Below are 20095 nucleotides of genomic sequence, written 5' to 3'. Positions count from 1 at the left end.
ACCGGAGTCTGCCGCTATGACCATCCAGAATGTCTATGACCGGGCGCGCGTCGATGCCGCCGAATCCCCCATAGCCGCCCCGGCCGCCGAAACGCATCTCCATCATCGCGATGATCATCATCACGACCACGACGATCATGACCACGAGCACGGGCATGATCACGATCATCCCTTCGAATGGTCCGAGGCCGTTCGCATCGCACTCGTCGCGGTTGCGGCGGCAGCCGTATGGTTTCGTGTCTGGGAGCCGTTCCCCGCGGTCAGCGTGATCGGCGTCGTCGGCCTCCTGATCGGCGGCTGGCCAATCCTCAAGGAAGCCTTCGAGAACATCATCGAGCGGCGCATGACCATGGAGCTGTCGATGACGATCGCCATCGGCGCGGCTGCCGCCATCGGCGAGTTCTTTACGGCGCTGGTTATTACCCTATTCGTATTGGTCGCCGAAGTCCTTGAGGGCCTGACCGTCGGTCGTGGCCGCAAAGCGATCCGCGACTTGCTTGAGTTCCTGCCGCGCGAGGTCTCGGTGCGGCGCGCCGGTTCGATCCGGTCTGTCTCGGCGGAGGAGCTGTCGATCGGCGACGCCATTCTGGTGGCGCCCGGTGGACGTATCCCTGTCGACGGGGCAGTTCTGTCCGGCCATTCCTTTGTCGACGAGTCCCGCATCACCGGTGAGTCCATGCCGGTCGAGAAGACTGCGGGCACGCACGTCTTCGCCGGCTCCATCAACCAGTCTGGCGCGCTTGAGGTGGCTGCTGAACGGATCGGCCGCGACACGAGCTACGGCAAGATCATCGAGGCTGTCGAACGAGCCGAAAAATCCCGCGCGCCGGTCCAGCGTCTTGCCGACCGCCTGGCTGGCTATCTCGTCTACTTTGCGCTCGGCGCCGCCATCCTGACCTTCCTGATCACTCGCGACATCTATTCCACGATCTCGGTGATCATCGTCGCCGGCGCTTGTGGTGTCGCCGCCGGCACGCCACTTGCTATTCTCGGTGGCATCGGCCGTTCCGCCCGCCTTGGCGCCATCGTCAAGGGAGGCGTTCACCTTGAGACCTTGGGCCAGGTCGATACCGTGGTGCTCGACAAGACCGGTACGCTCACCTTCGGCCGCCCCGAGGTGCAGGAAGTCACACCCGTGGCCGGCGTCAGCGCTGATGATCTGCTCGACGCCGCCGTAACGGCTGAACTGCGCTCCGAACACCCACTCGGCAAGGCGATCGTCGCCCATGCCCGCACGCAAGGGCGTGGTGTGATCGAGCCGTCGAGCTTCGCGTATACGCCGGGCCGCGGCATCACGGCTAGGGTGGCCGAGGTCACCATCTTGGTCGGCAACCAAGTATGGATGACCGACAACGGGATCGCCATGTCGCAAGTATCCGGCCAGAAAGGCCTGGCGGGCTCCGAGATCTATGTCGCGCGTGATGGGCGACTGCTAGGCTCGATTGGGGTAGCGGACACGGTTCGGCCCGAGGCGAAGCTGGCGATCGCAGCCTTGCAGCGCATGGGCATTCGCACGGTGCTGCTCACGGGCGATGCGCGGCGTGTGGCGGATGCTGTCGGCGTCGAGCTCGGCATCAAGGAAATCGAAGCGGAGCTGTTGCCGGAAGACAAGCTGGCGCGCATCGGGACGCTCGTCGCGGCCAAGCGTAAGGTCGCTATGGTCGGCGACGGCGTCAACGACGCCCCTGCGCTCGCCGAAGCCAATGTTGGCGTCGCCATGGGTTCGGGAACGGATGTGGCGCAGGAGAGCGCCGATGTGGTGCTCCTCGGCAATGACCTTGAACGCTTCGTCGAGACACTCGCCGTCGCTCGGCGCACCCGCAGCATCATCTGGGCAGAATTTCGCCGGAACGATCGGTGTCGACACGCTTGGCATCGCGCTGGCTGCCTTCGGCTTCTTGAACCCGCTGTTGGCGGCAGGCATCCATGTCGTGTCGGAGCTGGTCTTCATCCTGAACTCGGCCCGCCTCCTGCCAACGCCTGAAAAGACGGTCGCCGCGGCGCCTGAACTGAAACCCGAACCCGCGAAGGTGTGAGCCGTGGCAATCGCGTCGCCTTGTCTTGATATCTGCAAGTCCGATCGGAAGGCGAACCTGTGCGTTGGGTGCTTGCGCACGACGGAAGAAATCCGCCAGTGGCGCAAGCTCACCGACCACAAGCGTCGGCAGATTCTGGCCGAGCGCCGTCGACGTGAAACCAAGCTGGCGGAACGTCGGGCGATTCGGTGAGCGAGACTTCAGTGACGGCGATGGAGCCGATCCTGATGGCTTGTGGAGAGGAGACGCCATCGCTGTATCGGGATCACGGCATTGGCTGAGCTTCCAGTTCCCCGCGAACATGTAAAATCCCGGCGGCTTTCGCCGCCAGCTTCCGGTATCCCGATCAGAACGGGATGTCGTCGTCATCGACGGTGTTATCGCCGTCGTTCAGGGTCTGCTTCGCCCGGCTCAGGAAATCCACCGTCTCGGCGATGATCTCGCAGCCGTAGCGATCGACGCCCTGCTGGTCAGTCCATTTCGTGTAGTGGATGCGGCCGCGAACCAGAACCTTCATCCCCTTCTCGCAATGCTGCTGGATCGTCTTGCCGAGGCCGTTGAAGGCGGTGATGCGGTGCCATTCGGTATCTTGGACCCGGTAGCCCTTCTCGTCCCGGATGACCCTGCCTTCCGAGTAGCGGGGACGCGAGGTGGCGAGCGTGAAGTGGGTGATGCTGGCGCCGCCGTTGGTGGTGCGGGTTTCAGGGGCCTGACCAATGTTGCCGGCGAGAATGACGATGTTCTGCATGGAAAGTCTCCGTTGCTTCGCGGAGGGGCCATTCCCTCCGACGAGACCCGGCCAAGGCCGTCGGGAGACTCCTGCACTGACGCCTTCGGCGGCAGCTTGACCCCCAAGGCCCGGAGTGGTGCGGGCAGGCGCTTCAGCGCCAACACGGTCCGGAGCCGCGGGGGTTGCCGGAGGAAACAGAACGGACTTAGGGGATCAGTCAGTCGGAGGGATTGGCGCCTCTCGAAAGCCGGGAGACGACGCGCAGCCGAACCATCGTGCTTGCTGGCAAGAGCGCCCGATCAGGCCTATCCGCCACGCGGACGCACTCAGAACCCACTTTGCCTCCTCATGCGTCCTTGCGGAAAAGGCAGGCTGGAACGAGGACGGTATAGCTATCGGGTTTCAGGCGCGTGGCGCTGCCCCACCGTATCAGCGCGAAGAGGAGATCCATGCGGATGTGCATGAGGCATGATGAAGGTGTTCGCGGCTATTTCCACGCCGATATGGGACAGGCCGCCCCGGTGCGCGGTGATCGCCATGGCTGCGGGATTCGCTGTCAGACGGCGTTTTTCGAAATGGGCGATGCGGATCGAACGCGCCGGCGAGCGCGTTCCTGATACTGTCGATCTCGTTCTGATCGGGATACCGGAAGCTGGCGGCGAAAGCCTACGGGATGTCTCGCGGGAGCGGAGGATCGCGGCCGTTGCCTCAGCGCGAAAGGACGGCTGTTCCGACCGCGTAGAGGTTGAGCATCGCCGCGATGCCGATGAATAGACCGCCAGCGCCGCACAGCAGATTGAGGACGAGACCTCCGTCGATCATGTGCTTGGCGATGCCGTGGACAACCGTATAGCCGGCGATCACGGCGGGAATGGCGAAGATCGCCAGCGCGATAAGACGCAGAGCCGGGTTTTTCGCGAAACCGACGACGGCGATGACCAATGCGGTCGAGCCGAGCGCCGCGCCGATAGCGGCAAGGCCCGACATGAGAAAACTTGCATCGGCCGCATAGGCATATTGAAACGCGGTCAAACCGGCCGCGAAGGGCAAGGCGTAGATCGCGAGATTGTAGGCGAGCACACAAAACGCGATCGTCAGGGAGATGGCGAGCAGGATCAGCGTCATGAAAACCTCCGTGCAAACGGTTGGGGATCACGACAGGCTGCCGGGAGATACGCTCCGCCTGCGACTATGCTGCTTCGCCGGTACTGCAAGAATGCTGATGTATTCTGAACGAGAGCGTTTTTCTCGTAAAGACAATTATAGCCGCCGCGAGGCGGCGGCGCGTTATGCGCCGCCGTCGAACTTCATGACGGGGATGCCGAGTTTCCGGGCCTTGTCGCCGAGATTCTCTTGAATCCCGCTGCCGGGGAAGACGAGGACGCCGACCGGCAGGACATCGAGCATCGCGTCGTTGCGCTTGAACGGGGCGGCCTTGCCGTGTTTGGTCCAGTCGGGCTTGAAGGCGATCTGCGGCACCTTGCGGTTGTCGGCCCATTTGGCGGCAATGAGTTCGGCGCCCTTCGGGCTTCCGCCGTGTAGCAGCACCATGCCCGGATGCTTGACGTGAACCTGATCGAGCCTGGCCCAGATCAGGCGGTGATCGTTGAAATCGAGACCGCCGGTGAAGGCAACCTTCGGACCGGGAGGCAGGAGCACCTCGTTTTCCGAGCGCCGCTTGGCGGCGAGGAAATCCCGGCTGTCGATCAGAGCGGCGGTGAGGTTGCGATGATTGACCATTGAGCCGGTGCGCGGCCGCCAGATCGAGTGGGTGTTGCGCTCGAAGTGCTCGGCGGCCTGGTCGCGCATCAGCTCGAAGGCGTTGCGCCGTTCGAGAAGGGTCTGGCCCTGTGCCGTCAGGCGTTCGAGTTCGACGGACTTGACCTCCGAGCCATCCTGTTCGCGCTGGAGACGTCGCTGGGCGATTTCGTTGTCGTCGAGTTCGCGTTCGATCCGGTCGGTGGCGCGATGGAAGAGGTTGACCGTGCCCCAGAGCAATTCTTCCAGATCGGGTTCGAGGCGGGTGTCAGCGAGCGCCACCACGAGGGCGTCGAAGATGTCGGCGATGCTGCCGGCGATGACGCGGCCTTCCGGAAGCGGTCGCGGATCGGGTTCGTCTTCGAAGGGACGGTAGCCGTAGAGCTGGAGTTCCTGAAGCAGGTGATCGGTCGGAGAGGAATCGTGGTGTGGCTCGTATGCGGTGTCGTGTTCGTCGGTCATGGCGACTTTCCTTCGCGGTGTGGCCGCGCCCATCGCGGCCTTCATGGCGACGAAGGCGGCGGGCGGGCCGGACCTGCACCCGCAGCGAAGCGAAGGGCCGGAACGCCGTGGAGGATGCTGGAGGCCGGCGATTTTGCCTCGCGATGCAAAGCGTCCGTAGGACGCGGCGGAAAATCGTCGGCCGCAGGCATTGCCTGTCCGGCCCGGCTGACGCCCGATCGCCCTCTCAGAAGGCCGTGGGTGTGGCCTCTCGACCCCGAAGGTCTCGCGCCATGATCGCAGCCTCTCACGCACCCCGCTGTCGCACCTTCCCTTGCCAGTCGATCAGGCCGCCAGGGACATGAAGCGGGCGACGTCCTCCGAGCCGACCTGAAGACGCAGATGGGCCGCAAGGACGTCGAGGCCGAGCAGCCGGAGATCCTCGTTGAAGTCCCCGAGCCGTGGCGTGAGCACGATCGTCTCGATCCCGACGGCGCTGGCGCGCTCGATCAGCACGGTCATCGCCCTGTCGCCGGCCGGATCGTTGTCGCGCGCGACGTAGAGTCGCCGCAGCATCCGCGGGAACAGGATGGCCGAGAGGTGCGCGGCCGAGAGCGCCGCCATCGACGGCATCTGCGTCAGGACCGATCGGACGGACAATGTCGTCTCGATGCCTTCGCCGGCCGCCATCACCTCGCCGCCCACGCCGAAGCGCACGGCATGGCCGAGGAGGTCCCCCATCGCACGCCGCGGCGTCTCGATCGGGGCACGGCCGAGATTGGCCTCGCTGAAGCCGCCGGGGTCGAGCCAGGTGCGGTGTGCGCCGGTCAGCTTGCCCGAGAGGTCGGTGACGGCAGCGATCATCGCGGGCCAGGTTTCGGTCGGGCTATGCTCGTCCGGCCGGTAGTAGCAACGTGGATGGAAGTGAAGCGCGCCGGTTTCGTGCAAAGCCGTAATGCCGCGTTTGCGCAAAACCGCTTCGACGAGGGTTCCGCCGATCGGCTGCGACATGGCAAAGAGCCGCCGCGCCGCTTCGGGCGAACCGGCGCTGGTGGACCGTCTGCCGGTCGGTGTCCTGGTCCTTTCCGGTTCGGGATGCGGGAGCGCGAGGAATCGGCGCGCTTCCTCGGCCACATCCTTGAAGTCGACAAGGCCGCAACTTTCGCGGATCACGTCGAGCAGATCGCCATGCTCGCCCGGCGCCGCGGCATCGGTCCATTTGCCGGCCGGACCTTTCGGCGAATCCTTCAACCGCACGAACATCGAGCGGCCCGGCGTGTTGCGCACATCTCCGACCTGCCAGTAATTGCCCTGACGGCGTCCGGCGGACAGATAGTGACGGCACACCGCCTCGGCCTGCCGGCCAAGGCGGTGTGCAAGTTCTGCGGCATCGTGACGGGGCATCAGGCTGCCTCGCGCTCACCGATGCGCGCCACCGGATAGGTGTCGAGCAGCTTTCCGAGCACCGTCGGCCCCGTGCTGTCGATCGGCACGAAGAACCGAAGCGACCAGGAGATGATCTCGGTGAAGAGACCATACGCGCGAAGGCGGTCGCGCATTGCCTCGGTGAAGCCGGACAGCTCGATACGGCTCGCGCCCATGACGCGCACGCGGCGGAGCTGAAGACCTTCGGCAAGGTCGAGGATCGTCCGCCCGTCGATCAGCGCGGCATAGGCGTCGTCTGCCGACAAGCTGGTCGTGCCGGTCGACGCGGCGTTCGCGGCCCAGGCCGGAGAAACGCGGCGGCCGATGATGCGCTCGCCATCGTCGGTCTGAAGCCGGTACACGCGGGTCGACTCGTTCGGCAGGCGCTTCCACACCGGCAACAATAATCCAGCGACGATGTGGATCGCGCTTTCCGTGAAGGTGGGCACATCGGCGAGTTCACTTGACCAGGCCGTGGCGAAGGTGTCGCGATCTGCCTCCTGCCAATGGCTTTCCGCCATCGACTTCAACGAAGCGTGGTGATGCTCCATCGGCCGGATCAGCCGAACGCGGCGCTCGATCTCGCCATCGTCGAGCATCAGCGACGGTGCAGGAATCTGCACGGCGGCGCGCCCGGACCGCTCGTTGACGAGCAGCTTCGCTCCACGATCATCAAGCCAGCAGAGCGCGTCGTCGAGCGACAGCGGACGGTTACGTTCGCGCTGGGTGATGGTCAGCAGCCGGGTCTGCGCGCCCGATGCCGGGTGGGTGTAGATCGTCGTGCGATCGGTGACGACGAAGCTCTCCGCCGTCAGCGTTTCGAGGCCGACGTCATAGATGCCGCTGGCAATCGCGCCCGACACCTTCGCGTCAAGAAGCTGTTCGAACGCGGTGAAGAGGATACCCTGCAATTCAATAGTGAGGGCCAGCAGCCGATTGAGAAACGTGGTGATCGGCGGCAGCTCGTCCTTGATGCCGTTATCATCCATCAGCTTGAGGCCGGTGGCGGTTTCGAAGCGGTGCAGCGAGCAGCCCGCGATCTTGCCGCGCACGATCAGGAGGTAGAGCTGGCGCAGCGCGTCGCGCGCGTAGCAGGATTCCAGATTGTCCTCGGGCCGGAACAGGCCCTGGCCGCCGGTCTGCCGCTGTCCGCGCGTGATCGCGCCGAGCGTATCGAGCCGGCGCGCGATCGTGCTGAGGAAGCGCTTTTCCGCTTTCACGTCGGTCGCGATCGGACGGAAGAGCGGCGGCTGCGCCTGGTTCGTCCGGTTGGTGCGGCCGAGCCCCTGGATCGCCGCGTCGGCCTTCCAGCCCGGTTCGAGCAGGTAATGCACGCGCAGCCGCTGGTTCTTCGCCGACAATTCCGCATGGTAGCTGCGGCCGGTGCCACCCGCGTCCGAGAAGACGAGGATGCGCTTCAAATCGTCCATGAAGGCGGCCGTCTCGGCGAGGTTCGCCGATGGTGCGCGGTTCTCCACGGCCAGACGCTCACCCTTTTTGACGATCCGCCGCGAGCGGCCCGTCACCTCGGACACCATGTCGGTGCCGAAGCGTTGAACGATCTGGTCGAGCGCGCCCGGCACAGGCGGAAGCGAAGCAAGGCGTTCGATCAGCTCGTCGCGGCGCGCGACGGCTTCGCGGCTCTCGACCGGCTGCCCGTCGCGATAGACCGGGCGGGATGACAGATTGCCTTCGCCATCGGTGAACGGCTCGTAGAGCTGCACCGGGAAGGAGTGGGCGAGATAGTCGAGAACGTATTCGCGCGGCGTGATGTCGACGCGCACGTCGTTCCACTCGTCTGTCGGGATTTCGGCCAGGCGGCGTTCCATGAGGGCTTCGCCGGTCGACACGATCTGCACGACAGCAGCATGGCCAGCCGCAAGGTCGCGCTCGATGGAGCCGATCAGGGCCGGCGTCTTCATCGACGTCAGCAGATGCCCGAAGAAGCGCTGTTTCGCGGATTCGAAAGCCGAGCGGGCGGCGGACTTCGCCTGCCGGTTCAACGTCCCGGTAGAGCCGGTGATGTTGGCGGCCTCCATCGCCGCGTCGAGGTGGTTGTGGATGATGGCGAACGCGCCGGCATAGGCATCGTAGATGCGGCGCTGTTCGTCGGTGAGCTGGTGTTCGACCAGTTCGTATTCCACGCCGTCGTAGGAGAGCGAGCGGGCGGTATAGAGTCCGAGCGAGCGCAGGTCGCGGGCCAGCACCTCCATCGCCGCGACGCCGCCGTCTTCGATCGCCTCCACGAATTCGGCGCGCGTGGCGAACGGGAAATCATCGCCGCCCCAGAGGCCGAGCCGTTGAGCATAGGCGAGATTATGGACGGTGGTTGCGCCGGTGGCGGATACATAGACGACACGGGCATTCGGCAGGGCGTGCTGAAGCCGCAGGCCGGCGCGCCCTTGCTGCGAGGGGGCGACGTCGCCCCGGTCTCCCTTGCCGCCGCCGGCGTTCTGCATCGCGTGGCTCTCGTCGAAAATGATCACTCCGTCGAAATCGGAGCCCAACCATTCGACGATCTGCCGGACGCGCGAAACCTTCTCGCCACGGTCGTCGGAGCGCAGCGTGGCGTAGGTTGCAAATAGGATGCCTTCCGACAGTGCGATGGGCTTGCCTTGCGGGAAGCGCGATAGTGGTGTGACCAGCAGGCGCTCCATGCCGAGCGCGGACCAATCGCGCTGCGCGTCCTCGATCAGCTTGTCGGACTTGGAGATCCAGACGGCCTTGCGGCGGCCCTGGAGCCAGTTGTCGAGGATGATGCCGGCCGACTGGCGACCTTTCCCTGCGCCGGTGCCGTCGCCGAGCATGAAGCCGCGGCGGAAGCGAATGGTGTCGGGCGCGTCGGCGGGTGCGGCCTTCACGAAGTCGAAGGTCTCGTCGGCCGTCCACGATCCGGCGAGGTAATCGCTATGTGCCTCGCCGGCATAGATCACCGTTTCGAGCTGGGCATCGGATAGCAGGCCAAGGATGTTCGCCGGCAGGGTCGGCCGATAGTTCGGCTTCGGCGGCGCGATGCTCGCCATCGCGGCGGATTGCACGAGCTTGGTCGGGTGCGCCTGCGCACCGGGGATACGGATCGACTGCAATCCGTATTCTTCATAAATCGCATCGGTCAGATGCGCGCCCTCGGCAGGCGTCCAGTCCACGGTCTCATAGGCGAGCGCGACACCTGCGGGATCAGCGGCGACCGATGCGGACGGACGCGAGGCCGCCGCGCGGGCGAGATAGCCGTGAACGGATTTCGGCGGGGCGACCGCGACCGACGCGGAGATCGTCGGCAAGGCGACGGGCGGACGGGCCGGCATGTCGCGCGCGATCCAACCGAGCAGCGTCGCGACGTCGGGAGCCGAGCCGGCCGATGCTGGCAGCACGGTCGGGTCGGCAGCGGGAGCCTTGTCGATGACGGTCAACCGCGTCGGAAACGTCGTTCCGTGCTTGGCATAGACGGAGCCCGCGATGGCGGCAGAGAAGACGACGGTGCCGCGCTCCTGCAAACGCACAAAGGCATCACGCCAGTCCGGTAAGTCTGGTCCGACGTTGGCGCCGGTGATCGCGACCAGGCGGCCACCGGGCGCGAGCCGGTTCAGCGCCGATGCGATATGGCGAAACCCGGCCTCGGCAACACGGCCGGCGACGTTGGCCATGGCTGAGAACGGCGGGTTCATCAGCACAACGGACGGAACGACCGCGCGATCGAGGTGATCGTCGATCTGCGCGGCGTCAAAGCGCGTGATATGCAAGGCCGGAAAGAGGGATGAGAGAAGATCGGCGCGGACCTCGGCCAGTTCGTTGAGGATCAGCGAACCACCGGCCGTCGATGCCAGGATGGCGAGCAGGCCGGTGCCGGCCGAAGGTTCCAGCACGCGGTCGGTCGGCGCAACCGACGCGGCCGTGAGCGCGGCGAGACCCAATGGGATCGGCGTCGAGAATTGCTGAAGCGCCTGCGATTCCTCGGAGCGACGGGTATGTGTCGGCAGCAAGCCAAGGATTTTCGACAAGACGGAAAGCCGCGCTGCCGGCGATGCGGATTTGCGGAACAGGGCCTTTCCGTATTTGTGCAAGAAGAGGACAGTTGCGACCTCGCAGGCTTCATAAGCCGCTTTCCACGTCCAGGCGCCGGACGTGTCCGATGCGGCGAAGGCTGTCTCGAGCGCGGTGCGCAAGATGGCAGCGTCGATCCGCGCGCCGCGTTCAAGATGAGGAAGGAGAAGATTGGCGGCCGCCAGGATCGCGGTGGCAGAGTTGGCGTTGGACGCAAGCGGAGACGTCGCCGCGGGCTCGCCGGCGACGGAAAGCATGATGTTCATGTCGAAAACCTCGGGAGAGCGGAAAACGGGCAAGCCCGCGCGGCGCTCTCTCTCGAACCACCCGGACTCGCCTCGTCCCGGCCGGCCTCTCCCTCTCAGGGGCCTGACATGAAAAAAGCGCCCGACCGCGAGGTGGGCGCTTTTCGTTCAGTCGCCGGGCGTACCGCCGTCGAGCAACTCGGCGAGCCAGCCATCGGTGTAGATCCAGCCGATCGTCTCGCCAGTCGCGAGATCGAGCACATGCGCGCCGCCACCGAAGCCGTCGAGGCGCGGGCGCGAGCAAGTGTTGGCGTATTGGAAGCCCCAGCGACCGACGAGACCGAATTCGGTGGCGCAGCGCTTCACGAACTGGATCAGCCGCTCGGGATCGCCGGTGACATCATCGCGCATCCAGAGCCTCGAGCCGCCATGCTCGGGCTGGATCGAGAGGAGGAAACCTTCCGAAGGTGGTTCCTCGGATGCACCCTCCTCGGACAGCGCATTGTAGAGATCGAGCGCGCGCGCGGCGTTCTTGGGTGTGCCTACATCGAGCAGGCAGGAGAAATGGGTGAAATAGTCGGCCATGTCAGGCTCCTGAAACGAAAATGCCCGGCGCGAGGCCGGGCTGAGGTGAGCGGATCAAAGCGGTCAGGCCGCTGTTGGATCGGCGGCAGAGTGCGGCGGGGTTCCAGGGTCCGGTCCCGATTCCTGCCGCGCGGCGAAGGGATCGACCAGCTTGTGGAGCGGCTGTGCGCGTCCCATCCACGGCTGCGGCCGGATGCAGCGCACCCAGTCGGCGAAACTCGGGATGAAGCCGAGATCCTCCAGCACATGCTGCTCGCCGATCAGCCGAACCGGCACGATGCGGCCGGACGAGATGGTGATGGTGGCGCCGAAGGTCCGCTCCAACTCGAATATGCCCTGCGCATGATGGCGAAGCGCACGATGACGGAAGTCTGCCGTGATCTCCTTCGATTCATCGAACCATTGATGGAGCGGGAGGTAATCTTCCGCCGTTCCGCCCCATTTGCGCGCGGAGGACAGCGCGTGGTGATAGCAATGTCCCATCGCGGCCTCCTCAAAAGCTATGAGTGTAGTTTTCGGACGCGGTGTAACGCGCGTTGTAGTCGAGCGTTATCGTCCGCTCCGCGACGTCGAAGACGATGTCACCATAGGCGCCGTCGTTGTTTTCCCAACCGGAATGCGTTCGTTCGAGAACGTCATAGGCCAGGTTTTCGGCTGCCGTGGCGATGGTGACGGTGGAGCGCTCGGGCTCGGGTTGACCCCAGACCGTCACCTCGAACTCGATCGTGGCGTTGGGCATGGCAACATCGTCATCGCCTGCGCGAGCCTCGACGTTTTCGATCTGCCCAGAGTCGCCATAGCCATCGAAGGTGACAACGACTTTCGCGACGTTGGTGGATTCCAGCGCGTTGAACAGCGCTGACTTGTTGGTCTGGAACACCTCGTTCTCAAGCCGGGTCCGCAGGGCAGACAACGCTTCCCATTCCGAAAGCGATGGAGTGGGCGCGGCGGTGGTATCGGATGTCTCGGACATCATGGTCTCCTGAAACGAAAATGCCCGGCGCGACAGCCAGGCGAAGGATGAGTTGAGGGAATGTGCGGGACGGCCGGAGCCGTCCCGCATTGGCGCGCTATTCGGCCGCGATCATCGCGACGTGCTTGTCGTCTTCCGGCTCGACGGTCTCGTCGTCCTCGCCATCGTCGGCGAGGAATGCCGGCAATGCCTCGTCGCCGCCGCCCCGATCCGCGCCCTCGGCGTTAGGTTCGTCGACGCCGCCGCTGACGCGCAGCGGCTCCGGCAACCAGCCGGTGTCGGCCAGCAGACGCTCGGCCTCCTTCGCCATGTCGCCCTTCTTCATGTGGTCGATGAGCTGCGCGGCCCGCTCGCCGGCGCCTTCGCGAACGGCTTCGAGAATGCGCGCCTTGGTGACGCGGCCGAGATAGTTGCCGACCGTCGGACGCCAGCCCGCTTCCACCATGTCCATGCCGGTCGCGCGGGCGAGGCGATCAGCCTGCGACAGGCGGACCTTCAGGCCATGCTCGCTCACGCCGGAGCCGCTGTACGGGTTCGGCTTCTCGTAGAGCGCGTTGACGCCATAGCTGACGCAATGGGCGAGTAACGCCATGCGGCTGGTGTCGTCGAGCCCGGCGAGCCAGTTCCATAGCGTGGCATCATCGGCGGGGACATCGACCTTCCATGCCTCATGCCGCTCGGCGACGGATTTCGCGGAAGGACTATCCTTCAGCTCGTCCGCCTGCGCCGGGAAGAAGATATGCCGGACATTGGCCTCCAGGCACCCTGTCCCCGCGCGATGTTGGAACGTATCCGACACCAGCTTGTGGAGCAGCGCCGTTATCGCGACATGCGGATTGGTCGCCACGGCGTCACGTAGCGCGAGCGTGCGATGCGCGGTCAGTTCGGAGACAAGGCGGTCGGGTAGCGGCTTGATGCCGTCGTCCTCCTCGTCCTCGGCCTGAACAGGCTGGCCGCCGATGGTGATGACGGCGCGCTGGATAGCAGGCGTGCGGATTTCGCCGGTGTCGGGATCGACCTCGTCGTGCGGCGCATCGCCATCTCCGGTCTCGATCGGCAGTTCGTCCTCGGGACGGACATAACCGCGATCGACCGACAGCGAGCCGTCAGAGCCGATGCTGACGAACACGCCGGCAATGGCAATGTCGGCCGAGTCGTAACGGACGGGCCGATTGTCGAGTGCGTCCATGGCGGTCTCGATCTCACCGAGACGTTCATCGACTTTCTCCGGAAGCTCATCGGCGTCCTGATACTCTTCGGTCAGCCGATCGAGTTCCGCCTCGAGCGCATCGCGGGTCGCCTGTTCTTCCGGGGTCAGGTCGAGTGTTTCGCCAGCGATCTCGCGCAGGCCGTTCGTGACGCCGTAGGGAATGCTGACAGCGGCCTCGACCCATTTCCAGCCTTCGGCGCCGATCTCGTCGGCGATCACGGCGAGTTTCTCGGAGACCAGACGATCGAGCAGCGCCACATCCTGAAGCCAGCCGCCATCGTCGGACTGGAACAGGTCGCGCAGCACGACGCCGCCCGCGGCCTCATAGGCATCGACGCCGACGAACACGGCGCGCTTGTCCGAGGCGCGAACCGTGGTTTCCGTCAGCATGCGCCGGATCTGGAACGGCTCCTTCTGCCAGCTATTGCGGATTTGCTCCCAGACCTGCTCCTGGCGAGCGTGATCCTGCGAGACCGTGAACGCCATGAGCTGTTCGAGCGTCATGCCGTCGTCGGCATAGATGTCGAGCAGATTCGGCGAGACGGACGCGAGGCGTAACCGCTGCTTCACGACGTTGACGCCGACGAAGAAGGCCGCGGCGATGGCCTCCTCGGTCATGCCCTTGTCGCGCATGGACTGGAAGGCGCGGAACTGTTCGAGCGGATGGTTCGGTACGCGCTCGTCATTTTCCGCCAGCGAGATTTCCTCCATCAGGATGCCGCTGTCGATCGCGCTGACGACGCAGGGCACGGACGCGGACTTGTTGAAGCGCTTCTGCTTCACCAGCATCTCAAGCGCCCGGTAGCGGCGGCCACCGGCGGGCACCTCGAACAGGCCGGTCTCGACGCCCTCGGTATCGACGACGGGGCGAACGTGCAGCGACTGGATAAGACCGCGCCGCGCGATCGACGCGGCCAGTTCCTCGATCGAGACGCCGGCCTTGACGCGCCGAACGTTGGACTGGCTCAGCACCAGCTTATTGAAGGGAATGTCGCGCGCGGACGACAGCGTGATCTTCTGAACGGCAGTTGCCATGTTGGTTACTCCGCGACGAGCGCTGAGAGCCTCTCTCTCGAACCCAAACTCGTCACGAAGCGAAGCGCCGCCCTCTCACTCTTGGAGGGCAGCGCCACGGATACGGAGGAACGGAGAGGCACGAAGGCGCAAAGCCGGAGACACGGAAATCCGTGCTTCCGGCTTCACTGCAATCAGGCGGCGCGATCGAGCAGCTTCTTGGCCTTGCCCTCCAGTTCGAGCCGCGCATCCTGGTTGGTCTTTTCGCGGGCAACGGCGGTGATGCCTGCGACAAAGTCGAAGATGGACTCGGGCGGGCGGCCTTCCTCGGCCAGGACGGTCTCGATGATCTTGCCGGTCTCGGCCTTCGAGAACCCGCGCTTGCGCAGGAATTCGGTCCGGTCTTCATCGGATTTCGCAACGATCCGCTCGCGCGCCGCCTTGATGCCGTTGATGAAGGGCATGGGCGAGGAGTTCGCGAAGTTCAGCAGCGCCGGCGTGGCCTCGTGCGCGAAGCGGGACGCCGCGTACTTGCTATGGCGGATGGTGATCTCCTCGAAATCTTCCACGCCCCACAAATTGCGATTCTGGCAGACCGCGCGGAGGTAGAAGCTCGCCATGCCAAGCGTCTTCGCGCTCACCTCGGAATTCCAGCAGTAGAAGCCGCGGAAATAGAGGTCCGGTGAACCATCGGGGAGCCGACCGGCCTCGATGGGGTTGAGATCGTCCACGAGGAAAAGGAATACATCCCGATCGGACGCATAGAGTGTCGTCGTGTCCTTGGTGATGTCGACGCGGGGATTGTAGACGCCCGTCGACCAGTCGAGCACGCCCGGCACCTTCCAGCGCGTGTCACCCGTGCCGTTGCCGGCGATCCGCTGCACCGCCTCGACCAGCTCGTGATCGTAGATCCGGCCGTAGTCCGGGCCGGTGACGGCGCGCAGCTCGATGCGGCCGTTGTCGGTTTCGAGCGTTTTGATCTGCTCGGCCCGGTGCGAGGTCAGGCCATATTGCAAGTTGATGCCGGCCAGCGCGGCGGGGAGCTGACGAAGATAGGCGGCGGGAGCGCCGACCTGGCTGGCGAGCTGGCCGAAGCTCCAATGGGTCGGCGCGGCGGGCGTGTCCGAGCCCGGCAGAATGAGCGACAAGCGTTCCGGATCGGTGCGGCTCGCCTCGACATGGACCAGCGCGGTCTCCACCACGCGGGTCCGACTACGCTCGGATCGCCCGCGCACCGAGTCCGCCAGCTCCGACAGGGAAAGGTAGCGCTCGTCATCGGGGCGCGAGAACCACTCAGAGGAAACGCGGCCGAGGCGTTCACCGCGATTGACGTCCACCTTCCAGCCGCCACTCACGTCGCGCCGGGCATCGAGAATCTGCATGTTCATGGGATCAAACTCCATGACGGGCGTCGGAAGACTCTCTCCCGACCCTCAACCCGTCACGGAAACCCGGTCCACACTCTCACTCTAATGGGGGCGTTGCGGGGTCTCCCCGCAGAAGGGGTCGGCCGAGACCTTGGGCTCGGCCACAGGGGAAGGCTTTCCCCTCCCGGCCTCCCAGATTGCAGTCGCTACGCTCCCAATCAGCGGGTGACTGATTTCCAATCAGCCGAACCTAACGCCCCCTTGCCGGCCTGCCTTGGGTTCTGGCGCGGAAGGAATGTTTCGCCGCAAGAGCCCCGATTTGGACCGGCCTCCAGAGGAGATTGAAAACTGTCAGAAAACTGCGTATATTTCTGACAGGAGATTTGCTGTGCAACGACTGACCGAACAGATTCTGGCGCATACCGAGGGCCTTCCCGAGGGCGCTCCGATCGCGGCTAAGAGCTTGCTCCACCTCGGCAATCGCGCCGCGGTGGATCAGGCATTGTCGCGACTGGCCGAACGTGGCCGGCTGATGCGTGCCGGGCGCGGCGTCTACCTGCGCCCGGTTTCGAGCCGGTTCGGCGTGCGGGCGCCATCCTTAGAGAAGGCCGTCGAAGCCCTCGCGCTCCAGCGGGGTGAGGTCATCGTGTCGAACGGCGCAGCCGCCGCCAACGCGCTCGGCCTCACGACCCAGGTGCCGGTCCGGTCGGTCTATCTGACATCGGGCCGTAGTCGGACGATGAATCTGGGCCAGCAAATCGTCGAGTTGCGGCATGCGCCACGCTGGCAACTGGCGCTGGCCGATCGGCCCGCCGGACAGGCTGTGCGCGCGCTGGCCTGGTTGGGGCCGGAGAAGGCAGAAGCCGCCTTGAAGACATTGAAGCGCAAGTTGCCGTCTTCCACGTTCGGCGAACTCGTCGCGGCCGCGCCCCAGCTCCCGAGCTGGCTCGCCAGGACGGTGGGCAAGGTCGCGCATGGCTGAAGCCTTCCTCACATTGTCGGCGGGCGATCGGCGCGAGGCCCTGGCCGTCGCTGCCGATCGATCCGGCCGCCCGCTCCATCTGCTGGAAAAGGACGTGTGGGTTGTCTGGACTCTCGCGACGCTGTTCGGGTCCGATCTCGGCGAGCATCTCGTGTTCAAGGGCGGCACGTCGCTGTCGAAGGCGTACCATGTCATCCGACGCTTTTCCGAAGACGTGGATCTCACCTACGACATCCGCGCCATCGCCCCTGACCTGGTGGGCGAGAATGGTGAAGCTCTGCCGAAAAACCGGAGCGAAGAGAAACGGTGGTCGAAGGCCGTTCGGCACCGCCTGCCGGAATGGGTCGATGGAACGGTCCGGCCTCTCCTTGCCGGTGCGATCGACGTACAATCGCTGCCCGCGACGCTCAGGGTCGAAGGCGACAAGCTGTTCGTCGACTATGAGGCGACCGCTGCGGGATCTGGCTATGTGGCTCCGAGCGTGATGCTGGAGTTCGGAGCCCGCTCGACCGGCGAGCCAGCCAGCCCGCGCGATGTCGTGTGCGACGCGGCCGGACTGATCGAAGGCGTTGAATTTCCGACGGCGCGGCCGCGCGTGATGCATGCCGAGCGGACCTTCTGGGAGAAGGCGACGGCGATGCACGTTTTCTGCTTGCAGGAACGGCTTCGTGGCGAGCGCTTCGCCCGCCACTGGCACGACGTTGTTCGACTGGATGATGCCGGGATTGCCACCGCCGCAACGTCCGACCGTGATCTCGCCGGCGCGGTTGCCCGCCATAAGAGCATGTTCTTCACGGAGAAGGCTGCCGATGGCGAGGCCATCGACTACGAAGCCGCCGTCGGCGGGAAACTGCAGCTCGCGCCGGCTGGTGAAGCGCGCACGGCATTGGCTACCGACTATGTGCGCATGGTCGAAGACGGGCTGCTGCTCGAAGATGCCGAGCCGTTCGAGGCGCTGATCGAGCGATGCGCAGACATAGCGGAGCGGGCAAACCGCGCGGCAAAGGGATGATATTGGGGGAAACGGGTGTCTACCTATTTTACGGATCGTGAATACGGAACACGGCCCCAAACCATCGATGTCATCGATGAGCGCTTGTGGGCCGGCCTCTACAGCTTGATCCAGACCGGAATTGGTAACGGCTCATTTGGCCTGCGCTTTCCGGAACAGTGCCCGGACGGAAACGGTCCGTGCGGGTGTGACGAGCAGGCCTTCCGCCAGGTGCTAGGCGCCGAGGTGCCGTGGATCGAATGGCCGCTTTCTCCGAACGTAGTGCCCGACACGCCGGTGATCCTTGATCTGCTCGAGTTCTGCGCCAGCGCCGTGGGTGAGCCTATTCAGGGCGCCTATCATTCCTACTACCGCCACCATCACCTGAGTTGGGACCGAGACGCCGGCCTTGAACGATTTGTGGCGGACGTGAACCTCCTGTTTCGCCGGAACGCTATCGCCTATGAGCTCACGGCAACCGGACAGGCCCGCCGCCTTCTTCCGCAGGCGATCGCCAACACGATTGGCTGGGCCTTGTTTCAGACTGGCGATGCGGAGACGGACCGGCTGCTCGAAGCCGCGCGCCAACGGTTTCTCTCGCCAAAGCCCGAAGATCGGCAGGACGCGCTGGAGAAGCTGTGGGACGCTTTCGAACGGCTGAAGACGCTGGAGCCCGGCGCCAACAAGCGCGCGCAGGCTGATGCGCTGCTGGACCGCGTCGCCCCGCCAGGCTCTGGATTTCGGGAAGCGTTTGGGCGGGAGGCCGCTGAGCTGACCTCCATAGGGAACAGCTTTCGCATTCGTCATTCCGAGACGACGCAGGAAGCGCTGACCTCTCTGGATCAGGTCGATTATCTGTTTACGCGGATGTTTGCATTGGTACGCGTGATCCTGAAGGGGACCGGGCGTGGCGGATGACCTTTACGGGCTCATCTCCGGGATTCTGCACGGGATGACGCACACCCAAATGAGCCGGGAGCCAGAGCAGATCGCCGGGCTGGTCGTGCCTGCCCCGGAGGGTTTCTCGAAACGGCAGCGTATCGAAGCGGTGCTCGAGAACCTCACGCAGGAGGATCTGGCTCGACTGGCGCTCAAATTCGCTGCTGCTCGCAGCGATATCCCGCTCGATGAAGCGGGTCGCAAGGTGCTCGAGGCTGATGATCCGCCGCTGACGCAGATCACACGACGAGACGTCGCGCGGATCCTCGGCGACGATCTCGCCGGTGAACGCAGCACCGTGGAAGTGGTCGAGGGCTACTTCCCGCTTTCCTCGCCATTCGAAGGCTTTTTCGGCAGCAGCGGCCAGAGCCTGCGCGACCGGGTCGCCCGGCACATGGATCACAATCCCGGCGATTGGTCGGTCGAACAATTGTTCGGAGAAATCGGGGCCTTCGATTGTTCCAGGGCCAGGTTCGGCGCCTTGCTCGAACAAGTTGTTCATCCCCTTTGCCGATCGGGCGATGAGCAGGCGAAGACGGTCGCAGCGCTGAACAGGGTTCTCGCGCGGGATGGATATGAGCTTGCGCGGGACGGCGAGATATCCGGTCACCCGCTCTTCAGTTTCCGCTCCCTGGTGCGCGGGGTTAGTGGTCGGCCGAAAAACCTGATCTTCGCCTCGCGAGGACCAAAGCCGGAGATCGGCTTTGTCGATGCGATCAACAACGACATCATCATCCTGTCTGGCGAAGAGAGCTGCCTGGTCTACGACCGGCCGATTGGCGCGACCGGTCTTTTGTGGTCGGAACTCGTTTCCTGGTGGGGCGAGGTCACGCCGGGGGCTGATGCTGCAAATCTCGGAGCGCGCCTCCAGGAATCCCTGGCCTCGGACGCAGAACGCAAGCTTTTCGCGACCTACTTCAAGGCCTATCGGTCCGCCCTCGGCGAGGCGCTGCCGGCGCTCCTGCCGCAGGTCTACCTTCACTATGATCCTGCCGTCGTGAAAACCCTGCGCCACCGGCTTCCCCTACCGCGTCAGCGCATGGACTTCCTGATGCTGCTTCCCAGCCGCCAGCGCATCGTGATCGAGGTCGACGGCAAGCATCACTTCTCGGAAAACGATCTTCCTTCATTGAAGGTCTACGCCGATATGGTGTCGGCCGACCGCGAGCTGCGCCTTGCCGGATACGAGGTCTATCGGTTCGGCGCGAATGAGCTGGTCGGTGACGGCGCCGAGGCGAGGATTACGGATTTCTTCGAAAAGCTCTTTCGACTGCATCGCGTCCGGCAATGAAGTTGCTCGCCGATCCACCAATCTCCGACGGACTTTGGCTTCTCAACAACCATCTGTAGACTGGGGG

16 protein-coding genes are annotated in these 20095 nt (G+C 64.7%); 6 read left to right on the top strand and 10 right to left on the bottom strand.

Annotated elements, in window-relative coordinates:
* Positions 1-16 precede the first annotated feature (16 nt).
* Together BN32_RS17805 and BN32_RS17800 are read left to right on the top strand one after the other, a co-directional pair.
* Positions 17-1984, top strand: coding sequence for a heavy metal translocating P-type ATPase (locus BN32_RS17805; protein WP_244438192.1), 1968 nt, complete (start codon positions 17-19; stop codon positions 1982-1984).
* Between the two features lie 55 nt (positions 1985-2039).
* Positions 2040-2228 (top strand): DUF1289 domain-containing protein, encoded by a 189-nt coding sequence (locus tag BN32_RS17800; RefSeq protein ID WP_040426644.1) that lies wholly within the window; start codon positions 2040-2042, stop codon positions 2226-2228.
* Positions 2229-2382: 154 nt separating this feature from the next.
* Here the strand turns inward: BN32_RS17800 and BN32_RS17795 are convergent, their stop codons facing one another.
* The 10 genes from BN32_RS17795 to BN32_RS17750 form a co-directional block, all read right to left on the bottom strand.
* Positions 2383-2784: a single-stranded DNA-binding protein gene (locus BN32_RS17795; protein WP_019198983.1), complete on the bottom strand. Its 402-nt coding sequence runs from the start codon at positions 2782-2784 to the stop codon at positions 2383-2385.
* Positions 2785-3474: 690 nt separating this feature from the next.
* Positions 3475-3891, bottom strand: coding sequence for a hypothetical protein (locus BN32_RS17790; RefSeq protein ID WP_019198986.1), 417 nt, complete (start codon positions 3889-3891; stop codon positions 3475-3477).
* 162 nt (positions 3892-4053) lie between these two features.
* A complete protein-coding gene (locus BN32_RS17785; protein WP_040426903.1) occupies positions 4054-4986 on the bottom strand; it encodes a DUF2493 domain-containing protein in 933 nt (310 codons plus the stop codon).
* 324 nt (positions 4987-5310) lie between these two features.
* Positions 5311-6369, bottom strand: a complete 1059-nt coding sequence (locus tag BN32_RS17780; protein ID WP_019198988.1) for a DUF7146 domain-containing protein — start codon at positions 6367-6369, stop codon at positions 5311-5313.
* Positions 6369-10697, bottom strand: coding sequence for a strawberry notch family protein (locus BN32_RS17775; RefSeq protein WP_019198989.1), 4329 nt, complete (start codon positions 10695-10697; stop codon positions 6369-6371). The genes BN32_RS17780 and BN32_RS17775 overlap by 1 nt, the downstream gene beginning before the upstream one ends.
* Positions 10698-10844: 147 nt before the next feature.
* The gene (locus tag BN32_RS17770) at positions 10845-11261 is read right to left on the bottom strand and encodes a hypothetical protein (RefSeq protein WP_019198990.1); all 417 of its coding nucleotides are present in this window, start codon (positions 11259-11261) and stop codon (positions 10845-10847) included.
* A gap of 63 nt (positions 11262-11324) precedes the next feature.
* On the bottom strand, positions 11325-11744 hold the full coding sequence (locus BN32_RS17765) for a DUF6915 family protein (RefSeq protein WP_019198991.1): 420 nt from the start codon (positions 11742-11744) through the stop codon (positions 11325-11327).
* A 10-nt stretch (positions 11745-11754) separates the two neighbouring features.
* Positions 11755-12234, bottom strand: a complete 480-nt coding sequence (locus BN32_RS17760) for a DUF6878 family protein (protein ID WP_040426901.1) — start codon at positions 12232-12234, stop codon at positions 11755-11757.
* Between the two features lie 97 nt (positions 12235-12331).
* The gene (locus BN32_RS17755) at positions 12332-14479 is read right to left on the bottom strand and encodes a ParB/RepB/Spo0J family partition protein (RefSeq protein ID WP_019198993.1); all 2148 of its coding nucleotides are present in this window, start codon (positions 14477-14479) and stop codon (positions 12332-12334) included.
* Positions 14480-14652: 173 nt separating this feature from the next.
* Complete coding sequence (locus BN32_RS17750; protein WP_040426643.1) at positions 14653-15846, bottom strand: hypothetical protein; 1194 nt, start codon at positions 15844-15846, stop codon at positions 14653-14655.
* A 367-nt stretch (positions 15847-16213) separates the two neighbouring features.
* On the opposite strand from BN32_RS17750, the gene BN32_RS17745 reads away from it, so the two are divergent.
* The 4 genes from BN32_RS17745 to BN32_RS17730 are packed head-to-tail and all read left to right on the top strand — an operon-like array spanning position 16214 to position 20028.
* On the top strand, positions 16214-16807 hold the full coding sequence (locus BN32_RS17745; RefSeq protein WP_019198995.1) for a DUF6088 family protein: 594 nt from the start codon (positions 16214-16216) through the stop codon (positions 16805-16807).
* Positions 16800-17819 carry a nucleotidyl transferase AbiEii/AbiGii toxin family protein gene (locus BN32_RS17740; RefSeq protein WP_040426642.1) on the top strand — a complete coding sequence of 340 codons (1020 nt, stop codon included), beginning with the start codon at positions 16800-16802 and terminating at the stop codon, positions 17817-17819. Before BN32_RS17745 ends, BN32_RS17740 begins: the two co-directional genes overlap by 8 nt.
* Before the next feature lie 15 nt (positions 17820-17834).
* Positions 17835-18716, top strand: coding sequence for an AbiJ-NTD4 domain-containing protein (locus BN32_RS17735; protein ID WP_019198997.1), 882 nt, complete (start codon positions 17835-17837; stop codon positions 18714-18716).
* Entirely contained in the window at positions 18706-20028 is a 1323-nt protein-coding gene (locus BN32_RS17730) for an AbiJ-related protein (protein ID WP_040426641.1), read from the top strand. The genes BN32_RS17735 and BN32_RS17730 overlap by 11 nt, the downstream gene beginning before the upstream one ends.
* Positions 20029-20095: the final 67 nt, after the last annotated feature.

The organism is Afipia birgiae 34632 (assembly GCF_000308295.2).
Lineage (GTDB): Bacteria > Pseudomonadota > Alphaproteobacteria > Rhizobiales > Xanthobacteraceae > Afipia > Afipia birgiae.
This window is presented reverse-complemented; position numbering and strand designations above follow the sequence as displayed.

Bases quoted from the DNA above. Each gene is read 5' to 3' on its own strand.
- BN32_RS17760 (WP_040426901.1), bottom strand. From the start codon at position 12,234: ATGTCCGAGACATCCGATACCACCGCCGCGCCCACTCCATCGCTTTCG.
- BN32_RS17755 (WP_019198993.1), bottom strand. From the start codon at position 14,479: ATGGCAACTGCCGTTCAGAAGATCACGCTGTCGTCCGCGCGCGACATT.
- BN32_RS17770 (WP_019198990.1), bottom strand. From the start codon at position 11,261: ATGGCCGACTATTTCACCCATTTCTCCTGCCTGCTCGATGTAGGCACA.
- BN32_RS17785 (WP_040426903.1), bottom strand. From the start codon at position 4,986: ATGACCGACGAACACGACACCGCATACGAGCCACACCACGATTCCTCT.
- BN32_RS17790 (WP_019198986.1), bottom strand. From the start codon at position 3,891: ATGACGCTGATCCTGCTCGCCATCTCCCTGACGATCGCGTTTTGTGTG.
- BN32_RS17750 (WP_040426643.1), bottom strand. From the start codon at position 15,846: ATGAACATGCAGATTCTCGATGCCCGGCGCGACGTGAGTGGCGGCTGG.
- BN32_RS17775 (WP_019198989.1), bottom strand. From the start codon at position 10,697: ATGAACATCATGCTTTCCGTCGCCGGCGAGCCCGCGGCGACGTCTCCG.
- BN32_RS17740 (WP_040426642.1), top strand. From the start codon at position 16,800: ATGGCTGAAGCCTTCCTCACATTGTCGGCGGGCGATCGGCGCGAGGCC.
- BN32_RS17780 (WP_019198988.1), bottom strand. From the start codon at position 6,369: ATGCCCCGTCACGATGCCGCAGAACTTGCACACCGCCTTGGCCGGCAG.
- BN32_RS17765 (WP_019198991.1), bottom strand. From the start codon at position 11,744: ATGGGACATTGCTATCACCACGCGCTGTCCTCCGCGCGCAAATGGGGC.
- BN32_RS17805 (WP_244438192.1), top strand. From the start codon at position 17: ATGACCATCCAGAATGTCTATGACCGGGCGCGCGTCGATGCCGCCGAA.
- BN32_RS17795 (WP_019198983.1), bottom strand. From the start codon at position 2,784: ATGCAGAACATCGTCATTCTCGCCGGCAACATTGGTCAGGCCCCTGAA.